We start from the raw sequence: 21,694 nt of genomic DNA, 5'->3' as shown, positions 1-21,694 counted from the left end.
GTTAGTGGTTAAATAGCCGACGTCACATCGCTCAGATGCCTGACTGCTTTTCCAGTCTCGCATAAAAAAAGCCATCGTGACTGTCCGGCTGCGGGAAAAGTTGTCTTCCGGCGCCACTTGCAATGCCCCAGGCCAGCGCTTGCGGCGTGGTCACCCGGGCGTCGGGGGTGCGTTCGAGAAAGCTGTCAATCTGGTGGGTGTTTTCTTCAGGCAATACGGAGCAGGTGGCATACAGCAGGGTACCGCCCGGGCTAAGCAGCGGCCAGAGGTTATCGAGCAGGTGTGCCTGGAGTTTTGTCAGCTGGCGGATATCTTCCCTGCGGCGCAACTTTTTGATATCCGGGTGGCGACGTATCACACCGGTACCGGAGCAGGGAGCATCCAGCAGAATGGCATCAAAATCGGTGCCTTGCCACCATTGGCGTTGAGTGGCGTCGCCGTGATGCAGGTCAGCCTTGAGTTTCAAGCGTTTAAGCGTATCTTCTACCCGGGCCAGGCGTTCATTATCGCTATCGACAGCGGTGAGTGCCATGTCGAACTGCTCCAGCAGGTGGGCTGTCTTGCCCCCCGGCGCACAGCAGGCATCCAGCACGTGGGCACCGGGGCGCGGGGCAATGGCGGGCCCGAGCAGCGCCGCGCTGATCTGTGCCGCTTCATCCTGAACACTGACATCACCTTGGTCGAAGCCTGGCAGCGTGCTGATATCACAGGGTGTCTGCAGGGTGATGCCATCTGCCGCATGTGGGCAGAGGTGGGCCTGAATGCCCTGTTCATCAAGCCTGGCAAGATAGGCTTCACGGTCGTTATGGCGCTGGTTGACACGCAACGTCATGGGGCCAGGCTGGTTGTTGGCAGTCGCAATTTCCTGCCAGTGGTCCGGCCAGGCTTCGCGCAATGCTGCCAGCAACCATGCAGGGTGCTCCAGGGCAATATGTTCTTCCTGATCAACCTGGGCCTGGAGAGCCTCTGATTCCCGCTGCAGGCGCCTCAGGCAGCCATTGAGTACCCGCGTGGCCCACTCCTTGCCCATGAGGCGGGCTGCGCCTGCGGTTTCCCCCACGGCCGCATGGGCGGGGATGCGCATGTAGAGCAGTTGGTAAATGCCTAACAGTAGCAGCGCCTGTATGTCCTGATCGCGTTTTTTCAGCGGTTGCTTGAGTAATCGGCGCGCCAGTGCTTCCAGGCGCGGCAAGCGGCGGCAGGTGCCAAAACACAGCTCCTTGAGCAGCGCACGATCACGCGTGATGACGCTGTGCTCATCAAGCCCTGCCAGCGACCCCTGGTCGGTCAATACGGGTAACAAGGCGCGGGCCGCCGCAGCGCGCACTTCCTGGCCGCTACCGGCAGGCGCGGATGGCGTGGATGTCATGAGGGGGCTCCTGATAGCGGCTGACCCAGATGAGTGCCCGGTGTCAGCAAGGCGTGTCGGGCATTCAGCAGTTCACGCGCGGACAGCGCCTTACCGCCCGGCAGTTGGGCCTGATAGATATTAAGAACCTGCTGACCATCAGCCCCGCAGGCAACGCGTAAATGGTCAACACCGTGATCGAGCAGAGTGCCGGGCACCGAAGGTTGATCCGCGCGATGACCGGTAGTGGCCATCCATAGGCGCAGGCGTTTGTCTTCGACCGCGCACCAGGCAACTGGCCACGGATTGAAGGCCCGGATCCTGGCAGCAAGATCAGCCGCCGACTGCGTAAAGTCGAGTTCTGCCTCGGCCTTGGTGAGCTTGGCGGCGTAGGTTACCCCGGTTTCAGGCTGGGGCGTGGCGGTGGCCTCGCCTCTGGCCAGGGCATCGAGGGTATCCACCAGCAGTGTTGCGCCCAGTTCAGCCAGAGTGTCGTGCAGTTCACCGCCGGTGGTCATCGGTGTAATCGGCGTGCGCGCTTCACTGAAGACGGCGCCGGTATCAAGCCCGGCATCCATCTGCATGATGGCCACGCCCGACTCGCTGTCACCGGCTTCAATGGCGCGTTGAACCGGGGCAGCACCGCGCCAGCGCGGCAGCAGTGAGCCATGCACGTTAATGCAGCCCAGACGAGGAATGTCCAGCACTGCCTGTGGCAGCAGCAAACCGTAAGCCACTACCACCATAACATCCGCTTTCAGAGCGGCCAGCGTCGCCTGGCTGTCCGCCGTTTTCAGCGACGTGGGCTGATAAACGGGCAGGTGGTTGTCCAGCGCCAGCTGTTTCACCGGCCCAGCCAGCATTTTTCTGCCCCTGCCGGCAGGGCGGTCGGGTTGAGTAAAAACGCCCACAATCTGATGGTTGCTTTCAAGCAGCGCTGCCAGGCTGGTGGCAGCAAAGTCGGGCGTTCCAGCAAACACAACGCGCAGTGAAGACATCAATCAGGCACCCTGTGTCTGTTTATGGCGCTTTTGCATCTTCTTTGCAACCCGGTTGCGTTTCAGGGAGGAGAGGTAGTCCACAAACAGCACGCCTTCCAGGTGATCCAGCTCATGCTGGATACAATGCGCCAGAAGGCCATCGGCCTCCAGCTCATAGGCATCGCCATTGCGGTCGAGAGCGTTGAGCTTGACCTTGAGATAGCGTGGCACTTCAGCATAGTACTCAGGAATGGAGAGGCAGCCTTCAGACAGGAAATCCTTGTCATCCCCAATGGGCGTATAACTGGGGTTGATCAATACCAGCGGCTCGCTGCCATCATCGCTGACATCCATGACCACCACGCGACGATGCACATCAACCTGAGTGGCTGCCAGGCCGATGCCACTGGCGTCGTACATGGTTTCCAACATGTCATCGACCAGCTGACGCACTTCGTCGTCGACCTTTTCAACCTCAACTGCCTTGGTGCGCAGGCGCTCATCGGGAAATTCTAGAATCACAAGTTTGGCCATAGCGTTACAATTACCGTTATGCTGAATCTTTGAAGTGAACACGCCACCTATTGTCTGCCGGCGATGTTCCATTTAATGGCCACTATAGCATGCCAATAACCACTGAGCATGGGGCGTCATTGTCGTCTTGGATAAATCGGGAGCATCACGGTGAAGCCGCACAGCTGTAAGCTTTTCTCAAGTATTCACAGAGCGCCGCTCGCGCTTGGCGTTTTCAGCGTTGTTGGCCTGCTGCTGGCACCCATGCAGGTAAACGCCTGGGAACGTGTGCGCGATAATGCGCCGTCACAATATACCGTCAGCAAGGGCGATACTCTATGGGACATTGCCGGAGAGTTTCTGCATTCCCCCTGGCAGTGGCCCGAGCTTTGGCGAGACAATCCACAGATTGGTGATCCGCACCTTATATACCCTGGCGATCATCTGAATCTTGATGACTGTCAGGGAAGCCCATGCATTGTCATGGAACGCGGCCAGCAGACCGTCAAGCTGTCGCCTCAGGTGCGCACCTTGCCCCATCGTGAAGCCATTACACCGCTGCCTCTGGAAACGGTCAGGGCCTTTTTGCGTGACCATCGCATTGTTGATAGCCAAGACGAGCTGGAGGAACTGGCGTATGTGGTCGCTGGCGATAACCAGCGCCTGATCAGCGGTGCCGGTGACCTGATCTTTGCCCGCTCGACAGACACTGATACGGGTCAAAACCGCATCGTACGTGGAGAAGCGGTCGAGATCTATCGGCAAGGCCAACCCTATCAGAGTGCCCGTGGCGAGATGCTTGGGCTGGAGCTGATCAAGATAGGAGATGCCGTTGTTGCGCGCCGCGAAGGCGATATTATCCAGCTGGACGTTCGCCAAGCCAATCAGGAAGTGCGCAATGACGATCTTATATTGCCTCCGGAAGATGCCACTCTGGACGATAACTTTATGCCCCGGGCGCCGCTTGCCCAGCTAACCGGCACCCTTCTCGCAGTTCCCGAAGGGGTGCGTTTTATTGGGCGCCTGCAGGTGGTAGCCATTGATCTGGGTAGTCGGGATGGATTGCAGCCGGGGCATGTGCTGAGCATTGACCAGGCCGGTGAGCGGGTTAATGATCCGCGCACTCAGGAAGTGCTCCAGATGCCTGCAGAAGAGGCTGGCTTGTTAATGGTATTCAAGCCCTACGACAACATCAGCTATGCTCTGGTCATGGAGGCATCGCGTACGCTTGAGGTAGGTGATCCGGTACGTACGCCGCGCTGAAGCGAGAGTGAGATCACACAAGGAGGTGGTATGCAGGCGACTGAATGGTTGGTGCTGAATGCGCTGCCAGGACTTGGCACCCAGCGGATTGCCAGGCTGGCAGAACAATCACCTGAGTGGCCTGGTGGCTGGTTGGCGCTGCTGCCGAGGCAGGCTGCTTCCGAGCTGCGCCTTTGGCTCGATCACCCCGGCCGGAGCCCATTGCAATCCATGCTGGAAAATAACCTGGCCTGGGAAGCGGCAAGCTCGCGACGTGCCCTCTTACACCCCGGCCATTCGGCCTGGCCTGGTCTGTTGGGTGAAATCGCCGATCCGCCCCCGGTGCTCTGGGCGCAAGGCGACCTGGCCGCGCTTTCCTTGCCCGGGCTTGCCATGGTCGGCACGCGTCATCCTACATCGGAAGGCGCACAGAACGCCCAGGCGTTTGCCCGGGATTTTGCAAGCCGTGGCTGGTGCGTTGTCAGTGGTATGGCGTTGGGTGTGGACGCTATGGCCCAGCGTGCTGCCCTGGATGCCGGCGGCGCCAGTATTGCCGTTCTGGCCAGTGGTATTGATTCAATCTATCCGGCCCGTCACCGTGACCTCTACCAGCGTCTGAGTGATACCAGCGGAGGCCTGGTGCTGGCTGAGCACCCTTTGGGTACCCAGGCCAGGCCGGCGTTCTTCCCGCGTCGCAATCGCATAGTGACCGGGCTTTCACTGGGTACCCTGGTGGTAGAAGCCGCTGAAAAAAGTGGTTCACTGGTCAGTGCTCGTCTCGCCCTGGAGCAGGGGCGGGAACTGTTTGCCATTCCCAGTTCGGTACACAACCTTCAGGCCCATGGTTGCCTGCGCCTGTTACGCAACGGCGCGACCCTGGCACGTAGCAGCCAGGATATCCTCGATGAGTTGCAACACTGGGCCGAGACCTTTATGCCCCCGGTGCCTGTTAACGGGCAGTCAAAGGCAGCAGCCGAGCGCATGCATACCCGTCCCCAGGCTGCGCCTTTACCCTTGCGCGAAGAAGAACTGCCCGATGAGCTGCTTGGACTGCTGGGCGAAGCACCGATGCCCATTGATCGTCTGGTGCAACTGGCGGATATCGCCGTGAGCGAGTGTCAACGTCGGCTTTTGATGCTGGAGCTGGATAACCACGTCGAACAGCGCTCGGGAGGATGGGTACGGCTGACGAAGCCATGATAGGATATTGTCACGATATCTTTATCTGCCCACCGTATCGTCAGGAGACCCATATCGATGGCGTTCGATATACATTCAGCGGTACACGCCCTGCGTCAGGGGAAAATTGTAGCCTGTCCCACAGAAGCGGTCTGGGGGCTGAGTTGTGACCCGGATAATGATGAAGCGCTGGCACATCTGATGCGCCTGAAGCAGCGAGACCCTGCAAAGGGCGTGATCGTGGTTGCTGCCTCGATAGATCAGCTGCAGCCCTGGCTTGCCGGCTTGCCTTTGGAGCTGCATGCTCCCCTGGTGGCCAGCTGGCCTGGACCAAACACCTGGCTGGTGCCTGACAATGGGCGTAGTCACCCTCTGGTGCGGGGAGCGCACCAAAGCGTTGCTCTGCGAGTCACTGCACACCCTGTCATGCAAGCACTGTGTAACGCCTTTGATGGGCCTGTGGTGTCGACCTCTGCCAATCGAGCCAGTGAGCCTCCGGCTATGTCGGCAGGTGAGGTGTCAGCGCTGTTCGGCGATGAACTGGGCGCTATCATTCACGGCGAACTGGGCGATAATCCCCGCCCCAGTACCATTCGCGACCTGGTCAGCGGCAAGGTACTTCGTGCCTGATGAGGATCGCTTATCACACACTGCTGAATCAACGACATAATGCGAGGAGCATCTCTTGGCTCACGAGCACCTAGACAATGTAAAACACTACCTTTTGGCACTTCAGGATCGTCTCTGCGACGGCCTTGCCAAAGCCGATAGCCAGGCAAGCTTCAAGGAGGAAAGCTGGACGCGCGAAGAAGGTGGTGGCGGACGCTCCCGGGTGATTGAGGACGGCGCTGTCTTCGAGAAAGGTGGGGTGAATTACTCTCACGTCTACGGCGCTGAACTGCCGCCCTCGGCCACGGCTGCACGCCCTGAACTTTCAGGCCGGGCCTTTCATGCGGTAGGCGTTTCCTGGGTACTGCACCCGGAGAACCCTCATGTGCCTACCAGTCACGGCAATGTGCGTTTCTTTATTGCCGAAAAAACCGGAGAGCCGCCGGTCTGGTGGTTTGGCGGCGGCTATGACCTCACTCCCTTCTACCCGGTGATGGAGGATGTTGTGCATTGGCACCGCGTTGCCGAGGCGGCCTGCCAACCGTTTGGTGAAGACGTCTACCCACGTTACAAAAAGTGGTGCGATGACTACTTCTATTTAAAACATCGTGACGAAACACGTGGCGTGGGCGGGCTCTTCTTTGATGATCTGAACGCAGGCAGTTTCGAGGACTGCTTTGCTTTCCAGCGTGCCATCGGCGACAGCTTTCTGGAAGCCTATCTGCCCATTGTCGAGCGCCGCAAGGATGATGGCTGGAATGACCAGCAGCGTGATTTTCAGCTTTATCGGCGTGGCCGCTATGTGGAGTTCAATCTGGTGTGGGACAGAGGCACCCTGTTTGGGCTGCAAAGTGGTGGGCGTACCGAATCAATTCTGATGTCGATGCCGCCGCTGGCGCGCTGGGAATATGGCTATACGCCCGTGCCAGGTAGCCCTGAAGCGCGCCTGACCGAGGAATTTCTTCGCCCGCGTGACTGGTTGGGCGAAGCCTCTGCTACACCCTAAACCAGGAGTCTTGTGATGACGGATCGTTATGCCGTATTCGGTCACCCGGTGAGTCATTCAAAATCACCGATGATTCATGCGGAATTTGCCCATGATACCGGCGAGAAACTGGATTACACCGCTATTGAAGCGCCGCTGGATGGCTTTGTCGAGGCCTGGGAGGCCTTTGTGGCTGAAGGTGGGCGGGGTGCCAATGTCACCCTGCCTTTCAAGGAGGATGCCTTTGCGCTCTGCGATACGCTAAGCCATCGAGCGCAGCGGGCCAAGGCCGTCAATACCCTGATTCTAGGCGGTAACGGGCGCCTTTATGGTGACACCACCGACGGCATCGGTCTGGTGCGGGATCTTGCCTATCATCGCCTGACGCTGGCAGGCAAGCGGATACTGGTCGTCGGGGCAGGCGGGGCTGTGCGCGGTGTTCTTGAGCCCTTGCTGGCGGCTTCACCCAGTGAAGTAGTGATCGCCAATCGCACGGCCGAGAAAGCTACTGCACTGGCCAGTGACTTTACGGATCTGGGTAAGATTGAAGGCGGTGGTTTTGAGGCGATCAGCGGGCAGTTTGATCTGGTCATTAACGGTACCAGCGCCAGTATCGCAGGGGAAGTGCCACCGCTACCTGAGAATCTGTTTGCCAAAGGCGCCTGGGCCTATGACATGATGTATGGCGCTGACCCGACAGCCTTTCTGTTGTGGGCAGGCCCGCGTGGTGCCAGGTTGCTGGATGGCCTGGGGATGCTGGTCGAGCAGGCAGCAGAATCCTTTTTCCTGTGGCGCAATGTGCGCCCCGAAACTGCCTCCGTCAGGGAAGCGTTGCGCCAATCGCTTAATTATTGATTGCCTGTGCGAGGCGGTCAATGAGCTATCAACCCAAAAGCGGCCTAGCGCCGCTTTTGATAGAATCCAATCATGCACAGTACCAGCCCGAGTACTGACAGCAGCATACCGCCATTGACCAGTAAGGGTGCGCGATCCACCCAGGGCACAAAGGGCTGAGGCGATTGACGACAGGTTTCCGTCAGGTAGTTCCAGTGGCCGCCGTCCAGTTGGCAGGCACGCACGTCATTGAGCTCCCAGAAATAGACACCCATCAACACAAACAATGGCAGTATCAGAAGTAACAAGCCGAGACGAATCATGGCGCTCCCGTTATCAGTATGGTTAAGCCCCGATCAGGGGCGTGGGCAATTGGGTGTGCGGCCTTGCTGCCGAGCCTGCTCATAGAGAGCCAGGGCATTTTGCATGTTGGCATCCAGCTCATCCACGCGCTGGCCATGGCTTGGGTGGGTCGACATCCAGGCCGGTGGCTGACCACCGCCAGAGGCCTGCTGCATGTTTTCCCACAGGGTAATACTGGCGCGGGGGTCAAACCCGGCGTTGGCCATCAGCTCCAGCCCGATGATATCTGCCTCACTTTCATGCTTGCGCGAGAAAGGCAGGATAATGCCGTATTCGGCACCCATTCCCAGTACGCCCATCAGTTGCTGGCCGCCCGGTGTCTGCATGCCAGAAGTGCTGGACAGAATCGACAGCCCCACCTGTGTCGCGCTCTTGGTTGACGCTCGCTCGTTTGCATGGCGTGCCAGAACGTGGGCAATTTCGTGACCGACCACCGACGCGAGCTGATCCTGGGTGCGCGCTACCTCCAGCATGCCGCTGTTGACACCCATATACCCCCCTGGCAATGCAAAGGCGTTGGGCTGTTCGGATTCGAACACCTTGGACTGCCAATCCATCTGCTGCTGTTCGGCCGGCAGCTCTGCCACTATCGCGCGAGTGATGCACTGTACATAACGCTGACTGGCGGCGTTGGCGGCGGGCAGGTCAGACTGGTACTGGGTGAAGGCCTGCTGCCCCATCTGATTGAGCTGATCTTCGGACAACAGCAACAGTTGAGAGCGGCCAGTGGGCGATGTAGAACAGGCAGTCAGGGACACACAGACAGCCAATATGAATATCAAGCGCCAGCGCATAAACATTTCCTTGTAGTTCAAACAGGGTCACACTTGCTGAAATTCTGGGTGAATTGTCAGCTTCCTGGTACCAGAACGCAATGGGTATCATCGGAGGTGAGTTGATAGGTGAACAATTAACAAAAGGAGGCTCCATGGATGCTGAGTTAGTGCGCCGCCTGGCGCTGTTATTGGACAGGGTTGAGCATTGGTTGCCGCCAGTGCCGGAGCAGGTTGACTGGAACACGCATGTGGCGGCCTTGTGGCAACCTCATCCATTGGGTGGCCGTCTGGTACCCGTGCCGCCGAGAGATGCGCTCGACCTGGATGACCTACTGGGCATTGAGCGCCAGAAACTGGCGTTGGTGGATAATACCCAGGCATTCCTGCAGGGATTTCCTGCCAATCATACGCTGCTGTGGGGCTCGCGGGGGAGTGGCAAGTCGTCACTGATGCGCGCCTTGCTCAACTCCTTGGCTGCCGAGGGGCTGCGCATGATTCAGGTTGATCGCCATGACTTGAGCAGTCTGCCGATGCTGGTCGAAGAGCTGCGCCATTTACCGCAACGTTTCATCGTTTACTGCGATGATCTTTCCTTTGAAGGCCATGACGATGCCTATAAGGCACTGAAAAGCGTGCTTGATGGAGCCTTGACCGGCCCACCCGACAATGTGCTGCTTTATGCCACATCCAATCGTCGCCACCTGATGCCTGAAACAATGGATGACAACGCGGGGTCGCGATTGGTCGGGGAAGAGTTGCACCATGGTGATGCGGTGGAGGAAAAGATTTCCCTGTCAGACCGCTTTGGACTGTGGCTGGGCTTTCATCCCTTCAATCAGGATACTTATCTGGAAGCCTGTTGCCACTGGGTGTCTCAATTGGGCAAGGCCAGCGACTGGAACGCAGAGGCGCGGGCGGAAGCGGTGCGTTTTGCCACCTTGCGGGGTGGCCGCAGCGGGCGAGCAGCCTGGCAGTTTGCAACCCAGTGGGTGGGTCGCAAACGGCTGCATTCGGATGCATGATCAGCGACGTTTCTGTCGCGCTTCCTTGGTGCGATTGAGTTCGCGCTTTTTGGCTTTTTCCTTGTCGCTGGCGCCTGCCATATGGTCATAGGGGTTGTTCCCCGAACGAAACTCGAAACGCATGGGGGTACCGCGTACCTTGAGCACCTTGCGGAAGGTATTGATCAGAAATCGACGGTAGGATTCCGGCAGTGATTCCGTCTGGTTGCCGTGCACCACTATGATCGGCGGGTTGCTGCCGCCCTGATGGGCCATGCGTAGCTTGATCCGCCGCCCGTTAATCATCGGCGGCGGGTGCTGGCTGACGGCATCCTGGAGCAGGGTTGTCAGCCGGTTGGTGGACCAATGGGCATTGGCGGCGTTGAAGGCACGCTCGATGGAAGGGTAAAGATCGCCCACAGCGGTCCCGTGCAGCGCTGAAATAAAGTGCAATTCGGCATAGTCGGCAAAGCCAAGGCGGCGCTTGATGTCGGTGCGGATTTTTTCCCGGGCATCCTGCTCCAGGCCATCCCACTTGTTGACGGCCAGTACCAGGGCACGTCCTGTGGTCAAAACATAGTCAAGCAGGTGCAGGTCCTGTTCAACCAGGCCGTTGCGCGCATCCAGTACCATGATGGCTACATGGCATTCCTTGATGGCTTCCAGGGTTTTGATGATGGAGAACTTTTCCGCAATCTCGCTGACATTCTTGCGCCGCCTGACCCCTGCGGTATCCACCAGTACATAGGGCTTGCCACGGCGCTCGAAAGGTATCTCGATCGCATCCCGAGTGGTGCCGGCTTCATCAAAGACGACAACGCGATCTTCTCCCAGCAGGCGATTGACCAGAGTGGATTTGCCGACATTGGGACGTCCAATAACGCCAATGCGGATGCCCTTGGTGCCAGTATCAGCAGGGATGCTGTCATCGCGCTCCGTAAAGGGCGCCAGTACCAGATCCATCAGAGTGGAAACATTACGGCCATGGGCAGCGGCAATCGGCCAGGGGTCGCCAAGCCCCAGAGACCAGAAATCGGCCATGGCGGAATGTTCTTCCAGGCCATCGGTCTTGTTGACCACTAACCAGGTTTTTTTCTGGTTGACGCGCAGGTGGTTGGCGATGGCCTCGTCCGCCACGTTGAGTCCGGCGCGGGCATCCACCAGAAACATGACGATGTCAGCTTCATCAATGGCCGCCAGCGACTGTTCGGCCATGGCGGCATCGATGCCTTCCTCGTCACCACTGATACCACCGGTGTCAATGACCGTGTAGGCCTTGCCACCCAGCATGCCGTTGCCATATTTGCGGTCACGTGTCAGGCCAGGAAAATCAGCGACCAGCGCATCGCGAGAGCGGGTCAGGCGGTTAAACAAGGTTGACTTGCCCACATTTGGGCGGCCAACCAGGGCAATCACAGGTGTCATTGAGTGACTTCCAGAGTTTCCAGGCGACCATTGTCGGCTTGGACATGAATAGTGCTGCCATCGGTGACCGGGCGGACGCTGATGCCAGCATCATCGATTTCCTGGCGTGCGGCCAGTTCGCCGTCGCGGGCATCAATAAGATGAAGGTAACCTTCATAATCACCGAACACCAGATGGCCATCGGCAAATGCAGGAGCGGTTATCCAACGGCCTTCGAGGTCGGTGTTACGCCAGACTTCCTGGCCGTTGTCAGCGGTCAGGGCAACCACATGACTGTCGTCGGTAGCGATAAACAGCAGGTCGCCTACGAGTACAGGGGTATGGCGACTGGACAACGAACGTGACCAAATGACGTCGCCGCGCAGCGCTTCGAGAGCAACCACCTGATCGTTGTAACTGGTCACGAATAGCCGGCCATCCGGGGTGATGACCGGCTGGCCGGCAAGATCAACCAGGCGTTCGACATCGCTACGACCGCTGGGTGTTGCAATCTGCTGCTCCCAGAGAGGCTGGCCATTGCGGTTGTCCAGGGTGGCCAGACGGCCGTTGGAAAAGCCTACAAAGGTCACTGGTTCAATGGTCTGGGGCGTACCCGTGCCCCGCAGAGTCAAGGCAGGGAGTTGACTGCTATGGGTCCATAACTGATCGCCGTTGGATCGGTTCAATGCTGTAATGCGCCCGTCAGTACTCTGTACAACCAACATTTGCTGATTGGCCTGGGGTGCCGCAAGCACTTCACTGGAAGCCTGTGAACGCCACTGGACGCTACCGTCTTCCTGGTCGAGTGCCAGCACTTCGCCGTTGCGAGTGCCCAGGTAAAGCTCACCGGCAATCGCATTCAATGCGCTGGAAATGGCGGTATCCAGATCCACTTCCCACTGGCGCTCGCCGCTGTCTGCACTGTAGGCGGCAACCACCCCTTTTGCGTCAGCAGCAAACAGACGGTTGCCGTCACGGGCAGGGGCTATCGGGTAACGGGCTCGGCCGAGGCCATTGCCTACGCGGGTGCTCCAGCGTTCTTCCAGTTCAGCGCTGGCGTCAAATGCCTGCAATTCCTTGGGCGTATAGACAGGCGCGCTGTTACTGGCACAACCGCTCAACAGAGCCACGATACTGGCGCCCAGCGCCAGACGCAGCACGCGCGGTAAACGTGAGCGTGAAGAGCCTTGGAGTTGACATGAGGGGGCGGTCATAGCGCAGTCTCCTTGGTGCCGAGGTCATCCAGTTTAAGCTGTACGCCGTAAAGCGGTTGACTCTGTTCCTGTGCCAGTGTCAAGGCATTTTGCCAGGCATTTCTGGCATCTTCGTGTTGGTCGAGCGCAAAATGAGCATCGCCACGCAGGTCGTCACGCTGTGCGGCCAGAGCGTCAACTATAGGTTGCTCCAGTAAATCAAGCGCCTCCTGTGGTTCGTCACCGGCAATCGCCAGGCGCGCCAGACGCAGGCGTGCAAGGCTCTGTACGTAAAGACGCGACGAGTCTTCAATCACCTGCTCAAGGGCGCGGGAAGCACCCTCAAGATCCTGCTGTTGAACCGCCAGACGGGCGTCAAGCAACTGGGCAAGCTCGGCGTATAGCGTGCCGTCATACTCGTCGGTGATTTCCGTGGCCAGTTCACGGGCCTGGTCCAGCATAGCCTCATCGTTGGCGTTGGCGTTGGCGTTGGCGTTGGTGGTGGTCAGGTTGACCAGTTCCTGGTAGCGAACTGACGCGGCTTCAGCGCGATTGTCCTGGTAGTTTTGCCAGGCATTCCAGCCAAACACGCCCGCCGCTGCAATGGCAACGCCGGCAATGAGCGAGGTCCCATTGTCTTTCCACCAGCGTTTGATGGCTTCCAGCTGCTCTTCTTCTGTTCTCAGCTCCGCCATGGGCGGCCTCCTTATCTGTCATATGTCATGGCGTTTGGGCGCATGGGTCAGGAAATCGGTGTATCAGGCAATCAGGTCGTGCAACAGTTCCTTCAGCACTGACTGAGGGTGACGTTGCTGGGCACGTTCTTCGCGCAGGAATTTGAGCGTAACAGTCTCTGTCTGGCGTTCTTCCTCGCCAATCAGCAAGGCAATCCTTGCGCCGCTTTTATCCGCTTTCTTCATGCGGCTCTTGAAGCTGCCGCCGCCGCAATGCAGTTGCAAACGTAGTTCAGGCAAGTGACTGCGTAACTGCTCGGCGAGGGTGAGAGCGTTGAATGTCGCGGCGTCATCCATGGGGAGCAGGTAGATATCGCAGCCGCCTAATGCTTCTTCAGGCACCAGGTGCAAGGTATCCAGCAACAGGATCAGACGTTCGATGCCCATCGCAAACCCGACGGCCGGGGTGGGTCTGCCGCCAAGCTGCTCCACCAGGCCATCATAGCGGCCACCCGCACAGACCGTACCCTGACTGCCCAGGGCGTCTGTTGTCCACTCAAAGACTGTGCGGCAGTAGTAATCCAGGCCACGCACCAGCCGAGGGTTAATCACGTAGTGAATGCCCGCTGCATCAAGCATGGCCTTGAGTTGTTCAAAGTGCTCCCGGGACGCTTGATCCAGGTGATCGATCAGACGCGGTGCGTTTTCCAGCATCTCGGCCATGGCAGGGTTCTTGGAATCGAGAATTCGCAGTGGGTTGCTGGAAAGGCGTCGCAGGGAGTCTTCATCCAGAATCTCACGATGCTGGTCAAAGTAGCTTACCAATGTCTCACGATAAGCCGCACGGGCCTCGGCTGAACCCAATGAGTTAAGCTCCAGGGTCACGTGCTGGGTAAGGCCAAGCTCCTGCCAAAGGCGTGCTGACAGTAAAACCACTTCGGCATCGATATCCGGGCCTTCAAAGCCATAGGCTTCCACGCCGACCTGGTGGAACTGGCGGTAGCGTCCTTTTTGTGGCCGTTCATGGCGAAACATCGGCCCCTGGTACCACAGCCGCTGTGTCTGGTTGTGCAGCAGGCCGTGTTCCATGGCCGCTCGGACACAGCTGGCAGTGCCTTCGGGACGCAGGGTCAGGCTGTCGCCATTTCTATCTTCAAAGGTGTACATTTCCTTTTCGACGATATCGGTGACCTCGCCAATCGAGCGAGCGAACAAGGCTGTCTGCTCCACAATCGGTGTGCGGATCTCGTCGAAACCGTAACGCGCCATTAGCTGGCGAACCTTGCTTTCGAAGAACTGCCAGCGAGGGCTGTCTCCGGGCAGCAGATCGTTCATGCCCCGGATGGCTTGGATTTTCTTGGCAGACTTGGCAGCAGGCTGGCTCAATGATGACTCCTTGGTTGTCTTTATCTGCAAAGACGGTTCAGTTAATTCCATTGTGTTCTGATAGCCGGATAAAAACTGTCAGACACTGTTGAAGGGCGGCAAGTGGCCAACAGGCAACCTGTCGCGAGGGGGATGACAATGTTGCGTGGGCGCCGCTGTCAACCTCGGGCAATCGTATCCTGTTCGCGCTGTTCTTTTTCATGCACTTTATCGCGAATCAGGCGCTCAAGGTCATCAACCAGATGATCGTTACGCAGCTTGGTAGCAGGTTTGCCGTCAACGTAGACAAGGTTGGCGGGTGACCCACCGGTCAGGCCAATATCGGTTTCCTTGGCTTCTCCCGGACCATTGACCACGCAGCCAATCACCGACACATCAAGGGGTGTCATGATGTCTTCCAGTCGTTCCTCCAGCTGGTTCATGGTGTCAATGACATCAAAGTTCTGACGCGAGCAGCTTGGGCAGGCAATAAAGTTGATCCCTTTGGAACGCAGCTTGAGACTTTTCAGCATATCAAAGCCGACTTTGATTTCTTCTACCGGGTCTGCTGCCAGGGAAACACGGATAGTGTCACCGATCCCATCCATCAGCAGCATGCCCAGGCCAATTGAGGACTTGACCGTACCTGAGCGTAGTCCACCCGCTTCGGTTATACCCAGATGCAGGGGTTGTTCGATGCGGCTGGCCAGATCTCGATAAGCCGCTACGGCCATGAACACATCCGAGGCCTTGACGCTGACCTTGAATTCCTGGAAATCAAGGCGGTCAAGGTGATCGATATGCCGCATGGCTGATTCAACCAGCGCCGCGGGTGTCGGTTCGCCGTATTTCTTTTGCAGATCTTTTTCCAGGGACCCGGCATTCACCCCGATGCGAATCGGGATGCCGTTGTCGCGAGCGGCACTGACGACCGCGCGGACACGCTCTTCACGGCCAATATTGCCGGGGTTGATGCGCAAGCAATCTACACCAAGCTCAGCCACGCGCAGGGCAATCTTGTAATCAAAATGAATGTCGGCCACCAAGGGTAACTGAACTTCTCGCTTGATCTTGCCAAAGGCTTCGGCAGCATCCATATCAGGCACCGAGACCCGCACAATATCTGCGCCGGCGGTTTCCAGTTGGCGAATCTGGGCGACAGTGGCAGCGACATCCAGTGTGTCAGTGTTGGTCATGCTCTGCACAGAGATAGGCGCATCTCCACCGACGGCGACTTGACCGACATGAATCTGGCGTGAGTGACGACGTTTGATCGGGGATGGGGCATGCATACGGTGATCTACTCTCCTAATGTAAAGCGGGCAACGTTGTTGGCACCGGCGCGCTCGCCAAGATCGACGGCCTCACCCTGGTAGCGCAATTCAACGCCAGTGGAGTTACCGATTGTCAGCCGATAGGGGGGCTCTCCTTCAACGGTTGCTGACGTGCCAGGTTCCTGAAGACCCACAAAAACACGTTGGTCATTGGCATCAAAGATCTCGGTCCAGGACTGCTGGTTGAAGGTGAGTTCAAGGCGGTTGCCAACGTTATCGGTGGTGTTATCGTCTGTTGCGTCTGTTGCGTCTGTATCGGACGTTTGCGGGGTGCTAGCCGGGGTCTCAATGTCCCCCAGGGCCTCCTCGTCAAGCCGTTCGTCGCCTGCCTGTCCTGCATCCACCTGGACATCATTCTGCTCATTGTTGGCGGGCAGGTCAGCGTCCTGCATGGCCGTGTCAGCATCCGCACTGACCTGTTCAGCTTCAGTGTCTTGCAGGGGCGATGCAACATTAGCCGTGTCTTCAGCAGGCTCATCAGCCAGCGTTGAAGGCATTGAATCATTCAGCGAGGCATCGGGTTCATCCCCGGCAGAGCTGGCATTTTCTGATTGCTGATCTGCATCAGTCGTCGTAGTTGTAGAAGTGCTGCTATCCGCCTCCAGTGCATCCGAATTGCTGGCGACAGTGCTTTCGTCTTCAGCGCTGAGTTGAGACGTGCCTTCCAGTCCCGGGGGACTGCTTCCACCTCGGCTTTGCCACCACATCACGGTAACGGCAATCAGACCGAGAATAACCGCCAGAGTGACCAGTTTGAAAAGCACATCACCAAGGCGTGAAGGGGGTTTCTTGACTGATACGGGTGTGACCTTGCGTTCCACTGTTTCCTGGCTGCCATGGCGTGCCTTGTAGGCATCAAGTACCCGCGTCTCATCGATATTCAAATACTTGGCGTAAGCGCGGAGGTAACCACGACGGTAGGTCGGCACCGGAATTTCATCGTAATTGTCGTGCTCAAGCCCTTTGATGACAGCAGGGCGCAAATGCAGCGCTTCGGCCGCCTCTTCGACAGAAAGATTGAGTTGTTCCCGTTGATGCTTGAGTTGCTCACCGGGAGAAGCCGTGGACGTCTGGTTATATTGTTCTGATGTGTGTGTCTCGCTCATAGATGAGCATCCTTCAATAAATAAGCGGTGAACAGGGCTTATGGCAACATTATTCGATTTGGTCGAGCTGACGCCGGTAGTCGTCTGCTATGCTGTCTTCACCATGACTGTAGGCGATATCAATGGCCATCTGCAGTGCCTCGCGGTCTGGCGTCGCCAACTGTAAATAGGTCTGTATGGACTGCCAGGCCGGTGATTCATTGCCCTGTGAAAACTCTAGTTCTGCTAAAAGGTAATAACTGCGCGAATAGCGCGGGTCTATCTGCTGAGCGCGCTGTAACGCCTTGCGCGCCAGGTCAATCTGATCCTGCGCAATATAGCATTGTCCTAAATTGGTAAAAAGCCGCGAACGGCGGGGGTAGTTGGCGTCCTGAGAAGCCGTTTCAAGCTGCTCGCAAGCCGCCTCGTAATCCCCCTGTTCATACAGAAAGGCAGCAAAATTATTGCGTGCCTGTGTAAATTCCGGCGCATTCTGAAGGGCTTTCTGGAAGTGCTCTCTGGCAAGCACCATTTCCCCCTGACGTTGATACACCAACGCCTGTGCCTGAAGTGCTTCGGCATGCTCGGGCGCAATTTCCAGCGCGCGGTTCAAGGCGTCCAGCGCGCGGCGCAGGTTGTCACGTTCAAGGTAGGCCACGCCCAGCTCGGTGTAGGCGTCTGCGGCCTCAGGACGCTGCTGGGCCGTCATATCGTTATTTACCGCACAGCCGGATAACCACAGCGTGATCAATAGCGCCGTCAGCAGTGCCCCGGAAGGGGGGAGATGACATCTGCGTGGATTGATCATCGTTATCCTCAGTGCAGGGTGAGCCGTCAAAATGTATCCATCAAAGCGCTGAGTAAAGCGTAAGTCAAGTCTCTGCCTGATGAAGCCGTATGCCAGAGGCTATTATTGCCAGCCTAATCGGCATCGATCTGGATTGACTGAATATAACGGGCATGACGTTTGGTGCGATCTTTGACCTGGCCGACCAGCTGGCCGCAGGCGGCATCGATATCGTCACCGCGGGTGGTGCGAATGGTAGCCGTATGCTTCAGGTCGTAAAGCCATTGTTGAAAACGCATACACTGATTGCGTGAGGGTTTTTCATAACCTGAATGAGGAAATGGATTAAACGGAATCAGGTTGATCTTGCAAGGCAGTTCATCAAGCAGTGTCGCCAACTCTTCGGCATGTTGCTGCTGATCATTGACGTCCTTGATGAGGGTATACTCAATCGTGATGAGGCGGTTATCAGCACACTTGGACAGATAGCGATGGCAGGCGTCAATCAAGCACCGGATATTATATTTGCGGTTGAGAGGAACCAGTTCTGTGCGCAGCGCATCGTTGGCCGCATGCAGGGAGATCGCCAGGCTAACGTCAATGTCATCGCCCAGTTTGTCGATCATCGGCACTACCCCGGATGTGGACAAGGTAACCCTGCGTTTTGACAGCCCATAGCCATTATCATCAAGCATCAGCTTCATGGCGGGCACTACGTTGTCATAGTTGAGCAGCGGCTCGCCCATGCCCATCATTACCACATTGGTTACCGGGCGGTTGCCTGAATCCCGGCGTGGGCCGACACTTCTTTGCGCCACCCATACCTGGCCAATGATTTCAGCAGCAGTCAGATTGCGCTGAAAGCCCTGTTTGCCTGTGGAGCAGAAGCTGCAGTCCAGGGAGCAACCGACCTGAGAAGAAACGCACAGGGTTCTACGCTTGCCATTATCCGCAGGAATCAGCACGGTTTCGACATAGCTGCCATCTTCCACTTCCAGCACCCATTTGCGCGTGCCATCGTTGGAAGCGCCCTCATAAACCACCCCTGGGCCGCGAACCTCAGCTACCCGGGCCAGCTTTTCGCGCAGTGGCTTGGAAAGGTTGGTCATCGCTGCAAAGTCGTCACAGCCTTCATGATGGATCCATTTCATCATCTGGCTGGCGCGAAATTTCTTTTCGCCAATGGCCAGGAAGAAAGCTTCCATCTGCTCGCGGGACATCCCCAGCAGGTTCTGGCGTTGTGGGGTGGATTCAGCCGTCGGCGTTTGCTCTGGCATGTGTGACGATACAGCAGGATCAGATTGGGCAGCAGTGGTGGTCATGATGGTCAGCGTTCAGAGAAGAGGCGGGGGCTGGGCCCCCGCGAAAATGGCCGGCAACAGGCGTTGGGACGGCGCTTTCTGCCTGCTTAGCGCGGGCAGATTTCGTCGTTGCCGAAGAAATAGGTAATTTCACGCTCGGCGCTTTCCGGTGAATCAGAGCCATGGACAGCGTTAGCATCAATCGTTTCCGCAAAGTCAGCGCGAATGGTGCCGGGAGCGGCTTCTTTCGGGTTGGTGGCACCCATCAGTTCGCGATTTTTACTAATTGCATCATCACCTTCAAGTACCTGAACCACGACTGGACCAGACGTCATGAAGCCAACCAGATCCTTGAAGAAAGGGCGCTCTTTGTGTTCGGCATAGAAACCGCCGGCTTTTTCTTCAGAAAGGTGCAGCATTTTGGCAGCCACTACCTTGAGGCCAGCTTTTTCAAAGCGGGCAATGATATCGCCAATGGCGTTCTTGGCTACGGCGTCGGGCTTTATAATAGAAAGCGTGCGTTCAGTCGCCATGTGGATCTCCTGAAAAGGCTATAACAGAAATCACCGCCCTGGATGACCAGAGCGGCATGTAGAAATGATTGGCAGCCAGTACCCCCGAGCTGCGCGAGGCGATTATAGCGTTTCCCGCCGGTAATGAATACGGGCGAAGGGTGTTGGCGATCTAAACAGTAAAGCTTTCACCGCAGCCGCATTCATCCTTGATATTCGGGTTGTTGAAGCGGAAATAGCGGTTGAGTCCTTCGTTAACGAAGTCGACCTCGCTGCCATCGAGCATCTCCAGCGCTTCACGGTCGACAAATACTCTGGCGCCATGGGCCTCGAAGCTGACATCTGCAGCATCCGCTTCATCTGCAAAATCGAGGACATAGCTAAAGCCCGAGCAACCACTGGGCTTGACGGACACTTTAAGCCCCAGCCCTTTGCCGCGTTCATCAAGAACGTGGTGGATCTGTTCGGCTGCGGCGGGTGTGATGGTTAATGATGCCATGATGATCTCCTGAAAATATTAGCGTAAGCCTTCGACAGCGTGGTTCAACACGCGCAGGGTATGCGCAATGTCGTCCTGGGTGGTGTAACGCCCGAGGCTGAAACGCAGAGATGCCAATGCCAGTCTGCGCGGAATGCCTATCCCCGTCAGGACATAGGACGGATCCACGCTGGCTGAGTTACAGGCAGAGCCGGTGGATACCGCAATATCGCGTAGCGCCATCAGCAAGGGTTCTGCTTCGACGCCGTCAAACGCAACGTTGATAATATTGGGTACCGCATTGTCAACGGGTGAATTCAGAAAGACGCCACCAATCTGTTCCAGGCCGTCAAAAAACGTCTGCCTGAGGAGGGCGATGCGCTGCTGCTCTTCTCCACTCTGTTGCTGCGCGATCGCAAAAGCTTCTCCCATGGCGGCAACCTGATGCGTCGGTAAGGTGCCGGAGCGCATGCCGCGTTCATGCCCACCGCCGTGAATCAAGGCGTCGATACGCCATGAGGGATCCCGTTTGACATACAGGGCACCCACACCCTTGGGGCCATAGGCCTTGTGCCCGGAAAGTGACATCAGGTCTACTGACTGGGCAACGACATCCAGCTCGATGCGGCCAATGGCCTGAGCGGCATCGGTATGAAAGGCGGCACCGGACTGATGGGCAACGTCAGCAAGCGCCTTGATATCATTGATGCTGCCAAGCTCGTTATTGACCGCCATCAAGGAGACCAGAGCGGTATCATCGCGCATGGCCTCCTGCAGTTGTGTAGGCGTTATGCAGCCATCATTGCCCGGCCTGAGCCAGGTCACTTCTACGCCTTCGCGCTCCAGTGCCTTGGCGGTGTCCACTACGGCTTTATGTTCGATGATGGAAGTGACCAAATGGCGCCCACGTTCCCGATTGGCTCGCATGAAACCGGTAATGGCCAGGTTATCGGCTTCTGTTGCCCCGCTGGTCCAGACAATTTCTCTCGGGTCGGCGTTGATGGTATCAGCCACCTGGCGCCGCGCATGCTCCACCGCCTGCTCCGCCTGCCAGCCGGACATATGACTGCGCGAGGCCGGATTGGCAAACAGCTGATCAACCGTCAGATAGCGTTGCATCACGGCTGCCACGCGCTCGTCCACTGGAGTAGTGGCCGCGTAATCAAGATAAATGGGGCGGTTAGTCGTGGAAGACATGAAACACTCTGTGATGGGCGCGCTGTGATTATGGCGTTGAGGCAAAAATACCGGCATCCAGCCGAGCCTGTTGGCGAGACGCCACCTGTTGAACGTCATTGCGCTGCAACAGCTGTTCCAGCGTGACGTCATCAAGAAACTGGCGAATCTGACCGGACAGCTCACACCACAGGTGATGGGTCAGGCAGGTGTCACCTTGTTGGCAATCAGAGAGCCCCTGGCAGCGAGTGGCATCAACGGTTTCATCGACTGCATCAATCACCAGGGAAACACTGATCTCACTGGCCGGTTGTGCCAGCAGATAACCACCGCCAGGGCCGCGGACGCTCTTGACCAGGCCTGCACGCCTCAAACGGGCAAACAGTTGCTCAAGGTATGACAACGAAATCCCCTGACGTTGCGAAATATCGCCCAGGCTGGTGGGGCTGATGCCCGCGTTGATCGCCAGGTCAAGCATGGCGGTCACCGCATAGCGGCCTTTGGTCGTTAATCGCATGGCGACACCTTGGATAACAATAGTGATGCCATTATGGG

General features: G+C 57.5%; 23 protein-coding genes. 6 read left to right on the top strand and 17 right to left on the bottom strand.

The annotated features are described in order from the left end of the window. Positions 1-31: 31 nt before the first annotated feature. The 3 genes from rsmB to def are packed head-to-tail and all read right to left on the bottom strand — an operon-like array spanning position 32 to position 2,862. Positions 32-1,369: a 16S rRNA (cytosine(967)-C(5))-methyltransferase RsmB gene (gene rsmB, locus LL947_RS11180; protein WP_499833230.1), complete on the bottom strand. Its 1,338-nt coding sequence runs from the start codon at positions 1,367-1,369 to the stop codon at positions 32-34. Then, positions 1,366-2,346, bottom strand: a complete 981-nt coding sequence (fmt, locus tag LL947_RS11175) for a methionyl-tRNA formyltransferase (RefSeq protein ID WP_499833229.1) — start codon at positions 2,344-2,346, stop codon at positions 1,366-1,368. Before fmt ends, rsmB begins: the two co-directional genes overlap by 4 nt. A gap of 3 nt (positions 2,347-2,349) precedes the next feature. Beyond that, on the bottom strand, positions 2,350-2,862 hold the full coding sequence (gene def, locus LL947_RS11170) for a peptide deformylase (protein ID WP_290822873.1): 513 nt from the start codon (positions 2,860-2,862) through the stop codon (positions 2,350-2,352). Between the two features lie 243 nt (positions 2,863-3,105). Here def and LL947_RS11165 point away from each other — a divergent pair, with 243 nt between their 5' ends. From LL947_RS11165 to aroE, 5 genes are read left to right on the top strand one after another with little or no spacing between them, the layout of a single operon-like run. Further along, the gene (locus tag LL947_RS11165; protein WP_472980887.1) at positions 3,106-4,104 is read left to right on the top strand and encodes a LysM peptidoglycan-binding domain-containing protein; all 999 of its coding nucleotides are present in this window, start codon (positions 3,106-3,108) and stop codon (positions 4,102-4,104) included. Positions 4,105-4,134: 30 nt separating this feature from the next. Next, positions 4,135-5,283 carry a DNA-processing protein DprA gene (gene dprA / locus LL947_RS11160; RefSeq protein ID WP_404413951.1) on the top strand — a complete coding sequence of 383 codons (1,149 nt, stop codon included), beginning with the start codon at positions 4,135-4,137 and terminating at the stop codon, positions 5,281-5,283. Between the two features lie 57 nt (positions 5,284-5,340). Then, positions 5,341-5,892 carry an L-threonylcarbamoyladenylate synthase type 1 TsaC gene (gene tsaC / locus LL947_RS11155; RefSeq protein ID WP_404413949.1) on the top strand — a complete coding sequence of 184 codons (552 nt, stop codon included), beginning with the start codon at positions 5,341-5,343 and terminating at the stop codon, positions 5,890-5,892. 55 nt (positions 5,893-5,947) lie between these two features. After that, complete coding sequence (hemF, locus tag LL947_RS11150) at positions 5,948-6,877, top strand: oxygen-dependent coproporphyrinogen oxidase (protein ID WP_499833228.1); 930 nt, start codon at positions 5,948-5,950, stop codon at positions 6,875-6,877. A 15-nt stretch (positions 6,878-6,892) separates the two neighbouring features. Beyond that, positions 6,893-7,711 (top strand): shikimate dehydrogenase, encoded by an 819-nt coding sequence (aroE, locus tag LL947_RS11145; RefSeq protein ID WP_290822881.1) that lies wholly within the window; start codon positions 6,893-6,895, stop codon positions 7,709-7,711. A 44-nt stretch (positions 7,712-7,755) separates the two neighbouring features. On the opposite strand, the gene LL947_RS11140 is transcribed toward aroE, so the two are convergent. After that, positions 7,756-8,013 (bottom strand): hypothetical protein, encoded by a 258-nt coding sequence (locus tag LL947_RS11140; RefSeq protein WP_290822883.1) that lies wholly within the window; start codon positions 8,011-8,013, stop codon positions 7,756-7,758. A 33-nt stretch (positions 8,014-8,046) separates the two neighbouring features. Continuing rightward, a complete protein-coding gene (locus tag LL947_RS11135) occupies positions 8,047-8,847 on the bottom strand; it encodes a M48 family metallopeptidase (protein ID WP_290822885.1) in 801 nt (266 codons plus the stop codon). A 134-nt stretch (positions 8,848-8,981) separates the two neighbouring features. Here LL947_RS11135 and LL947_RS11130 point away from each other — a divergent pair, with 134 nt between their 5' ends. After that, on the top strand, positions 8,982-9,851 hold the full coding sequence (locus LL947_RS11130; protein WP_290822886.1) for an ATP-binding protein: 870 nt from the start codon (positions 8,982-8,984) through the stop codon (positions 9,849-9,851). Here the strand turns inward: LL947_RS11130 and der are convergent, their stop codons facing one another. From der to LL947_RS11070, 12 genes are all read right to left on the bottom strand, one after another. Beyond that, positions 9,852-11,255, bottom strand: coding sequence for a ribosome biogenesis GTPase Der (gene der, locus LL947_RS11125; protein ID WP_499833227.1), 1,404 nt, complete (start codon positions 11,253-11,255; stop codon positions 9,852-9,854). Beyond that, positions 11,252-12,448, bottom strand: a complete 1,197-nt coding sequence (gene bamB / locus LL947_RS11120) for an outer membrane protein assembly factor BamB (RefSeq protein ID WP_404413942.1) — start codon at positions 12,446-12,448, stop codon at positions 11,252-11,254. Before bamB ends, der begins: the two co-directional genes overlap by 4 nt. Further along, the gene (locus LL947_RS11115) at positions 12,445-13,122 is read right to left on the bottom strand and encodes a YfgM family protein (protein ID WP_499833226.1); all 678 of its coding nucleotides are present in this window, start codon (positions 13,120-13,122) and stop codon (positions 12,445-12,447) included. Before LL947_RS11115 ends, bamB begins: the two co-directional genes overlap by 4 nt. A 63-nt stretch (positions 13,123-13,185) precedes the next feature. Next, the gene (gene hisS, locus LL947_RS11110; protein WP_499833225.1) at positions 13,186-14,487 is read right to left on the bottom strand and encodes a histidine--tRNA ligase; all 1,302 of its coding nucleotides are present in this window, start codon (positions 14,485-14,487) and stop codon (positions 13,186-13,188) included. A gap of 158 nt (positions 14,488-14,645) precedes the next feature. Further along, entirely contained in the window at positions 14,646-15,758 is a 1,113-nt protein-coding gene (gene ispG / locus LL947_RS11105; protein WP_499833224.1) for a flavodoxin-dependent (E)-4-hydroxy-3-methylbut-2-enyl-diphosphate synthase, read from the bottom strand. Positions 15,759-15,766: 8 nt separating this feature from the next. Continuing rightward, positions 15,767-16,906, bottom strand: a complete 1,140-nt coding sequence (locus LL947_RS11100; RefSeq protein ID WP_499833223.1) for a RodZ domain-containing protein — start codon at positions 16,904-16,906, stop codon at positions 15,767-15,769. Between the two features lie 49 nt (positions 16,907-16,955). After that, on the bottom strand, positions 16,956-17,693 hold the full coding sequence (gene pilW, locus LL947_RS11095) for a type IV pilus biogenesis/stability protein PilW (RefSeq protein ID WP_499833222.1): 738 nt from the start codon (positions 17,691-17,693) through the stop codon (positions 16,956-16,958). A 113-nt stretch (positions 17,694-17,806) separates the two neighbouring features. Further along, positions 17,807-18,994, bottom strand: a complete 1,188-nt coding sequence (gene rlmN / locus LL947_RS11090; protein WP_499833221.1) for a dual-specificity RNA methyltransferase RlmN — start codon at positions 18,992-18,994, stop codon at positions 17,807-17,809. Positions 18,995-19,080: 86 nt separating this feature from the next. Further along, positions 19,081-19,506 (bottom strand): nucleoside-diphosphate kinase, encoded by a 426-nt coding sequence (ndk, locus tag LL947_RS11085; RefSeq protein WP_404413930.1) that lies wholly within the window; start codon positions 19,504-19,506, stop codon positions 19,081-19,083. Positions 19,507-19,657: 151 nt separating this feature from the next. Then, entirely contained in the window at positions 19,658-19,984 is a 327-nt protein-coding gene (locus LL947_RS11080; protein WP_290822904.1) for a HesB/IscA family protein, read from the bottom strand. A gap of 18 nt (positions 19,985-20,002) precedes the next feature. Continuing rightward, positions 20,003-21,160, bottom strand: a complete 1,158-nt coding sequence (locus tag LL947_RS11075; RefSeq protein ID WP_499833219.1) for an aminotransferase class V-fold PLP-dependent enzyme — start codon at positions 21,158-21,160, stop codon at positions 20,003-20,005. Between the two features lie 28 nt (positions 21,161-21,188). Beyond that, positions 21,189-21,656, bottom strand: a complete 468-nt coding sequence (locus tag LL947_RS11070; protein WP_404413926.1) for a Fe-S cluster assembly transcription factor — start codon at positions 21,654-21,656, stop codon at positions 21,189-21,191. Positions 21,657-21,694 lie beyond the last annotated feature (38 nt).

This window comes from Halomonas sp. BLK-85 (assembly GCF_044792155.1).
Classification (GTDB): Bacteria; Pseudomonadota; Gammaproteobacteria; order Pseudomonadales; family Halomonadaceae; genus Vreelandella.
This window is presented reverse-complemented; position numbering and strand designations above follow the sequence as displayed.

What these genes read in the sequence shown, in the direction of transcription:
- der (WP_499833227.1), bottom strand. Translation starts at nt 11,255, where the DNA reads ATGACACCTGTGATTGCCCTGGTTGGCCGCCCAAATGTGGGCAAGTCA.
- pilW (WP_499833222.1), bottom strand. Translation starts at nt 17,693, where the DNA reads ATGATCAATCCACGCAGATGTCATCTCCCCCCTTCCGGGGCACTGCTG.
- fmt (WP_499833229.1), bottom strand. Translation starts at nt 2,346, where the DNA reads ATGTCTTCACTGCGCGTTGTGTTTGCTGGAACGCCCGACTTTGCTGCC.
- LL947_RS11075 (WP_499833219.1), bottom strand. Translation starts at nt 21,160, where the DNA reads ATGTCTTCCACGACTAACCGCCCCATTTATCTTGATTACGCGGCCACT.
- LL947_RS11140 (WP_290822883.1), bottom strand. Translation starts at nt 8,013, where the DNA reads ATGATTCGTCTCGGCTTGTTACTTCTGATACTGCCATTGTTTGTGTTG.
- ndk (WP_404413930.1), bottom strand. Translation starts at nt 19,506, where the DNA reads ATGGCGACTGAACGCACGCTTTCTATTATAAAGCCCGACGCCGTAGCC.
- LL947_RS11100 (WP_499833223.1), bottom strand. Translation starts at nt 16,906, where the DNA reads ATGAGCGAGACACACACATCAGAACAATATAACCAGACGTCCACGGCT.
- bamB (WP_404413942.1), bottom strand. Translation starts at nt 12,448, where the DNA reads ATGACCGCCCCCTCATGTCAACTCCAAGGCTCTTCACGCTCACGTTTA.
- rsmB (WP_499833230.1), bottom strand. Translation starts at nt 1,369, where the DNA reads ATGACATCCACGCCATCCGCGCCTGCCGGTAGCGGCCAGGAAGTGCGC.
- def (WP_290822873.1), bottom strand. Translation starts at nt 2,862, where the DNA reads ATGGCCAAACTTGTGATTCTAGAATTTCCCGATGAGCGCCTGCGCACC.
- aroE (WP_290822881.1), top strand. Translation starts at nt 6,893, where the DNA reads ATGACGGATCGTTATGCCGTATTCGGTCACCCGGTGAGTCATTCAAAA.
- ispG (WP_499833224.1), bottom strand. Translation starts at nt 15,758, where the DNA reads ATGCATGCCCCATCCCCGATCAAACGTCGTCACTCACGCCAGATTCAT.
- LL947_RS11115 (WP_499833226.1), bottom strand. Translation starts at nt 13,122, where the DNA reads ATGGCGGAGCTGAGAACAGAAGAAGAGCAGCTGGAAGCCATCAAACGC.
- tsaC (WP_404413949.1), top strand. Translation starts at nt 5,341, where the DNA reads ATGGCGTTCGATATACATTCAGCGGTACACGCCCTGCGTCAGGGGAAA.
- LL947_RS11080 (WP_290822904.1), bottom strand. Translation starts at nt 19,984, where the DNA reads ATGGCATCATTAACCATCACACCCGCCGCAGCCGAACAGATCCACCAC.
- rlmN (WP_499833221.1), bottom strand. Translation starts at nt 18,994, where the DNA reads ATGACCACCACTGCTGCCCAATCTGATCCTGCTGTATCGTCACACATG.
- LL947_RS11135 (WP_290822885.1), bottom strand. Translation starts at nt 8,847, where the DNA reads ATGCGCTGGCGCTTGATATTCATATTGGCTGTCTGTGTGTCCCTGACT.
- LL947_RS11165 (WP_472980887.1), top strand. Translation starts at nt 3,106, where the DNA reads ATGCAGGTAAACGCCTGGGAACGTGTGCGCGATAATGCGCCGTCACAA.
- LL947_RS11130 (WP_290822886.1), top strand. Translation starts at nt 8,982, where the DNA reads ATGGATGCTGAGTTAGTGCGCCGCCTGGCGCTGTTATTGGACAGGGTT.
- LL947_RS11070 (WP_404413926.1), bottom strand. Translation starts at nt 21,656, where the DNA reads ATGCGATTAACGACCAAAGGCCGCTATGCGGTGACCGCCATGCTTGAC.
- dprA (WP_404413951.1), top strand. Translation starts at nt 4,135, where the DNA reads ATGCAGGCGACTGAATGGTTGGTGCTGAATGCGCTGCCAGGACTTGGC.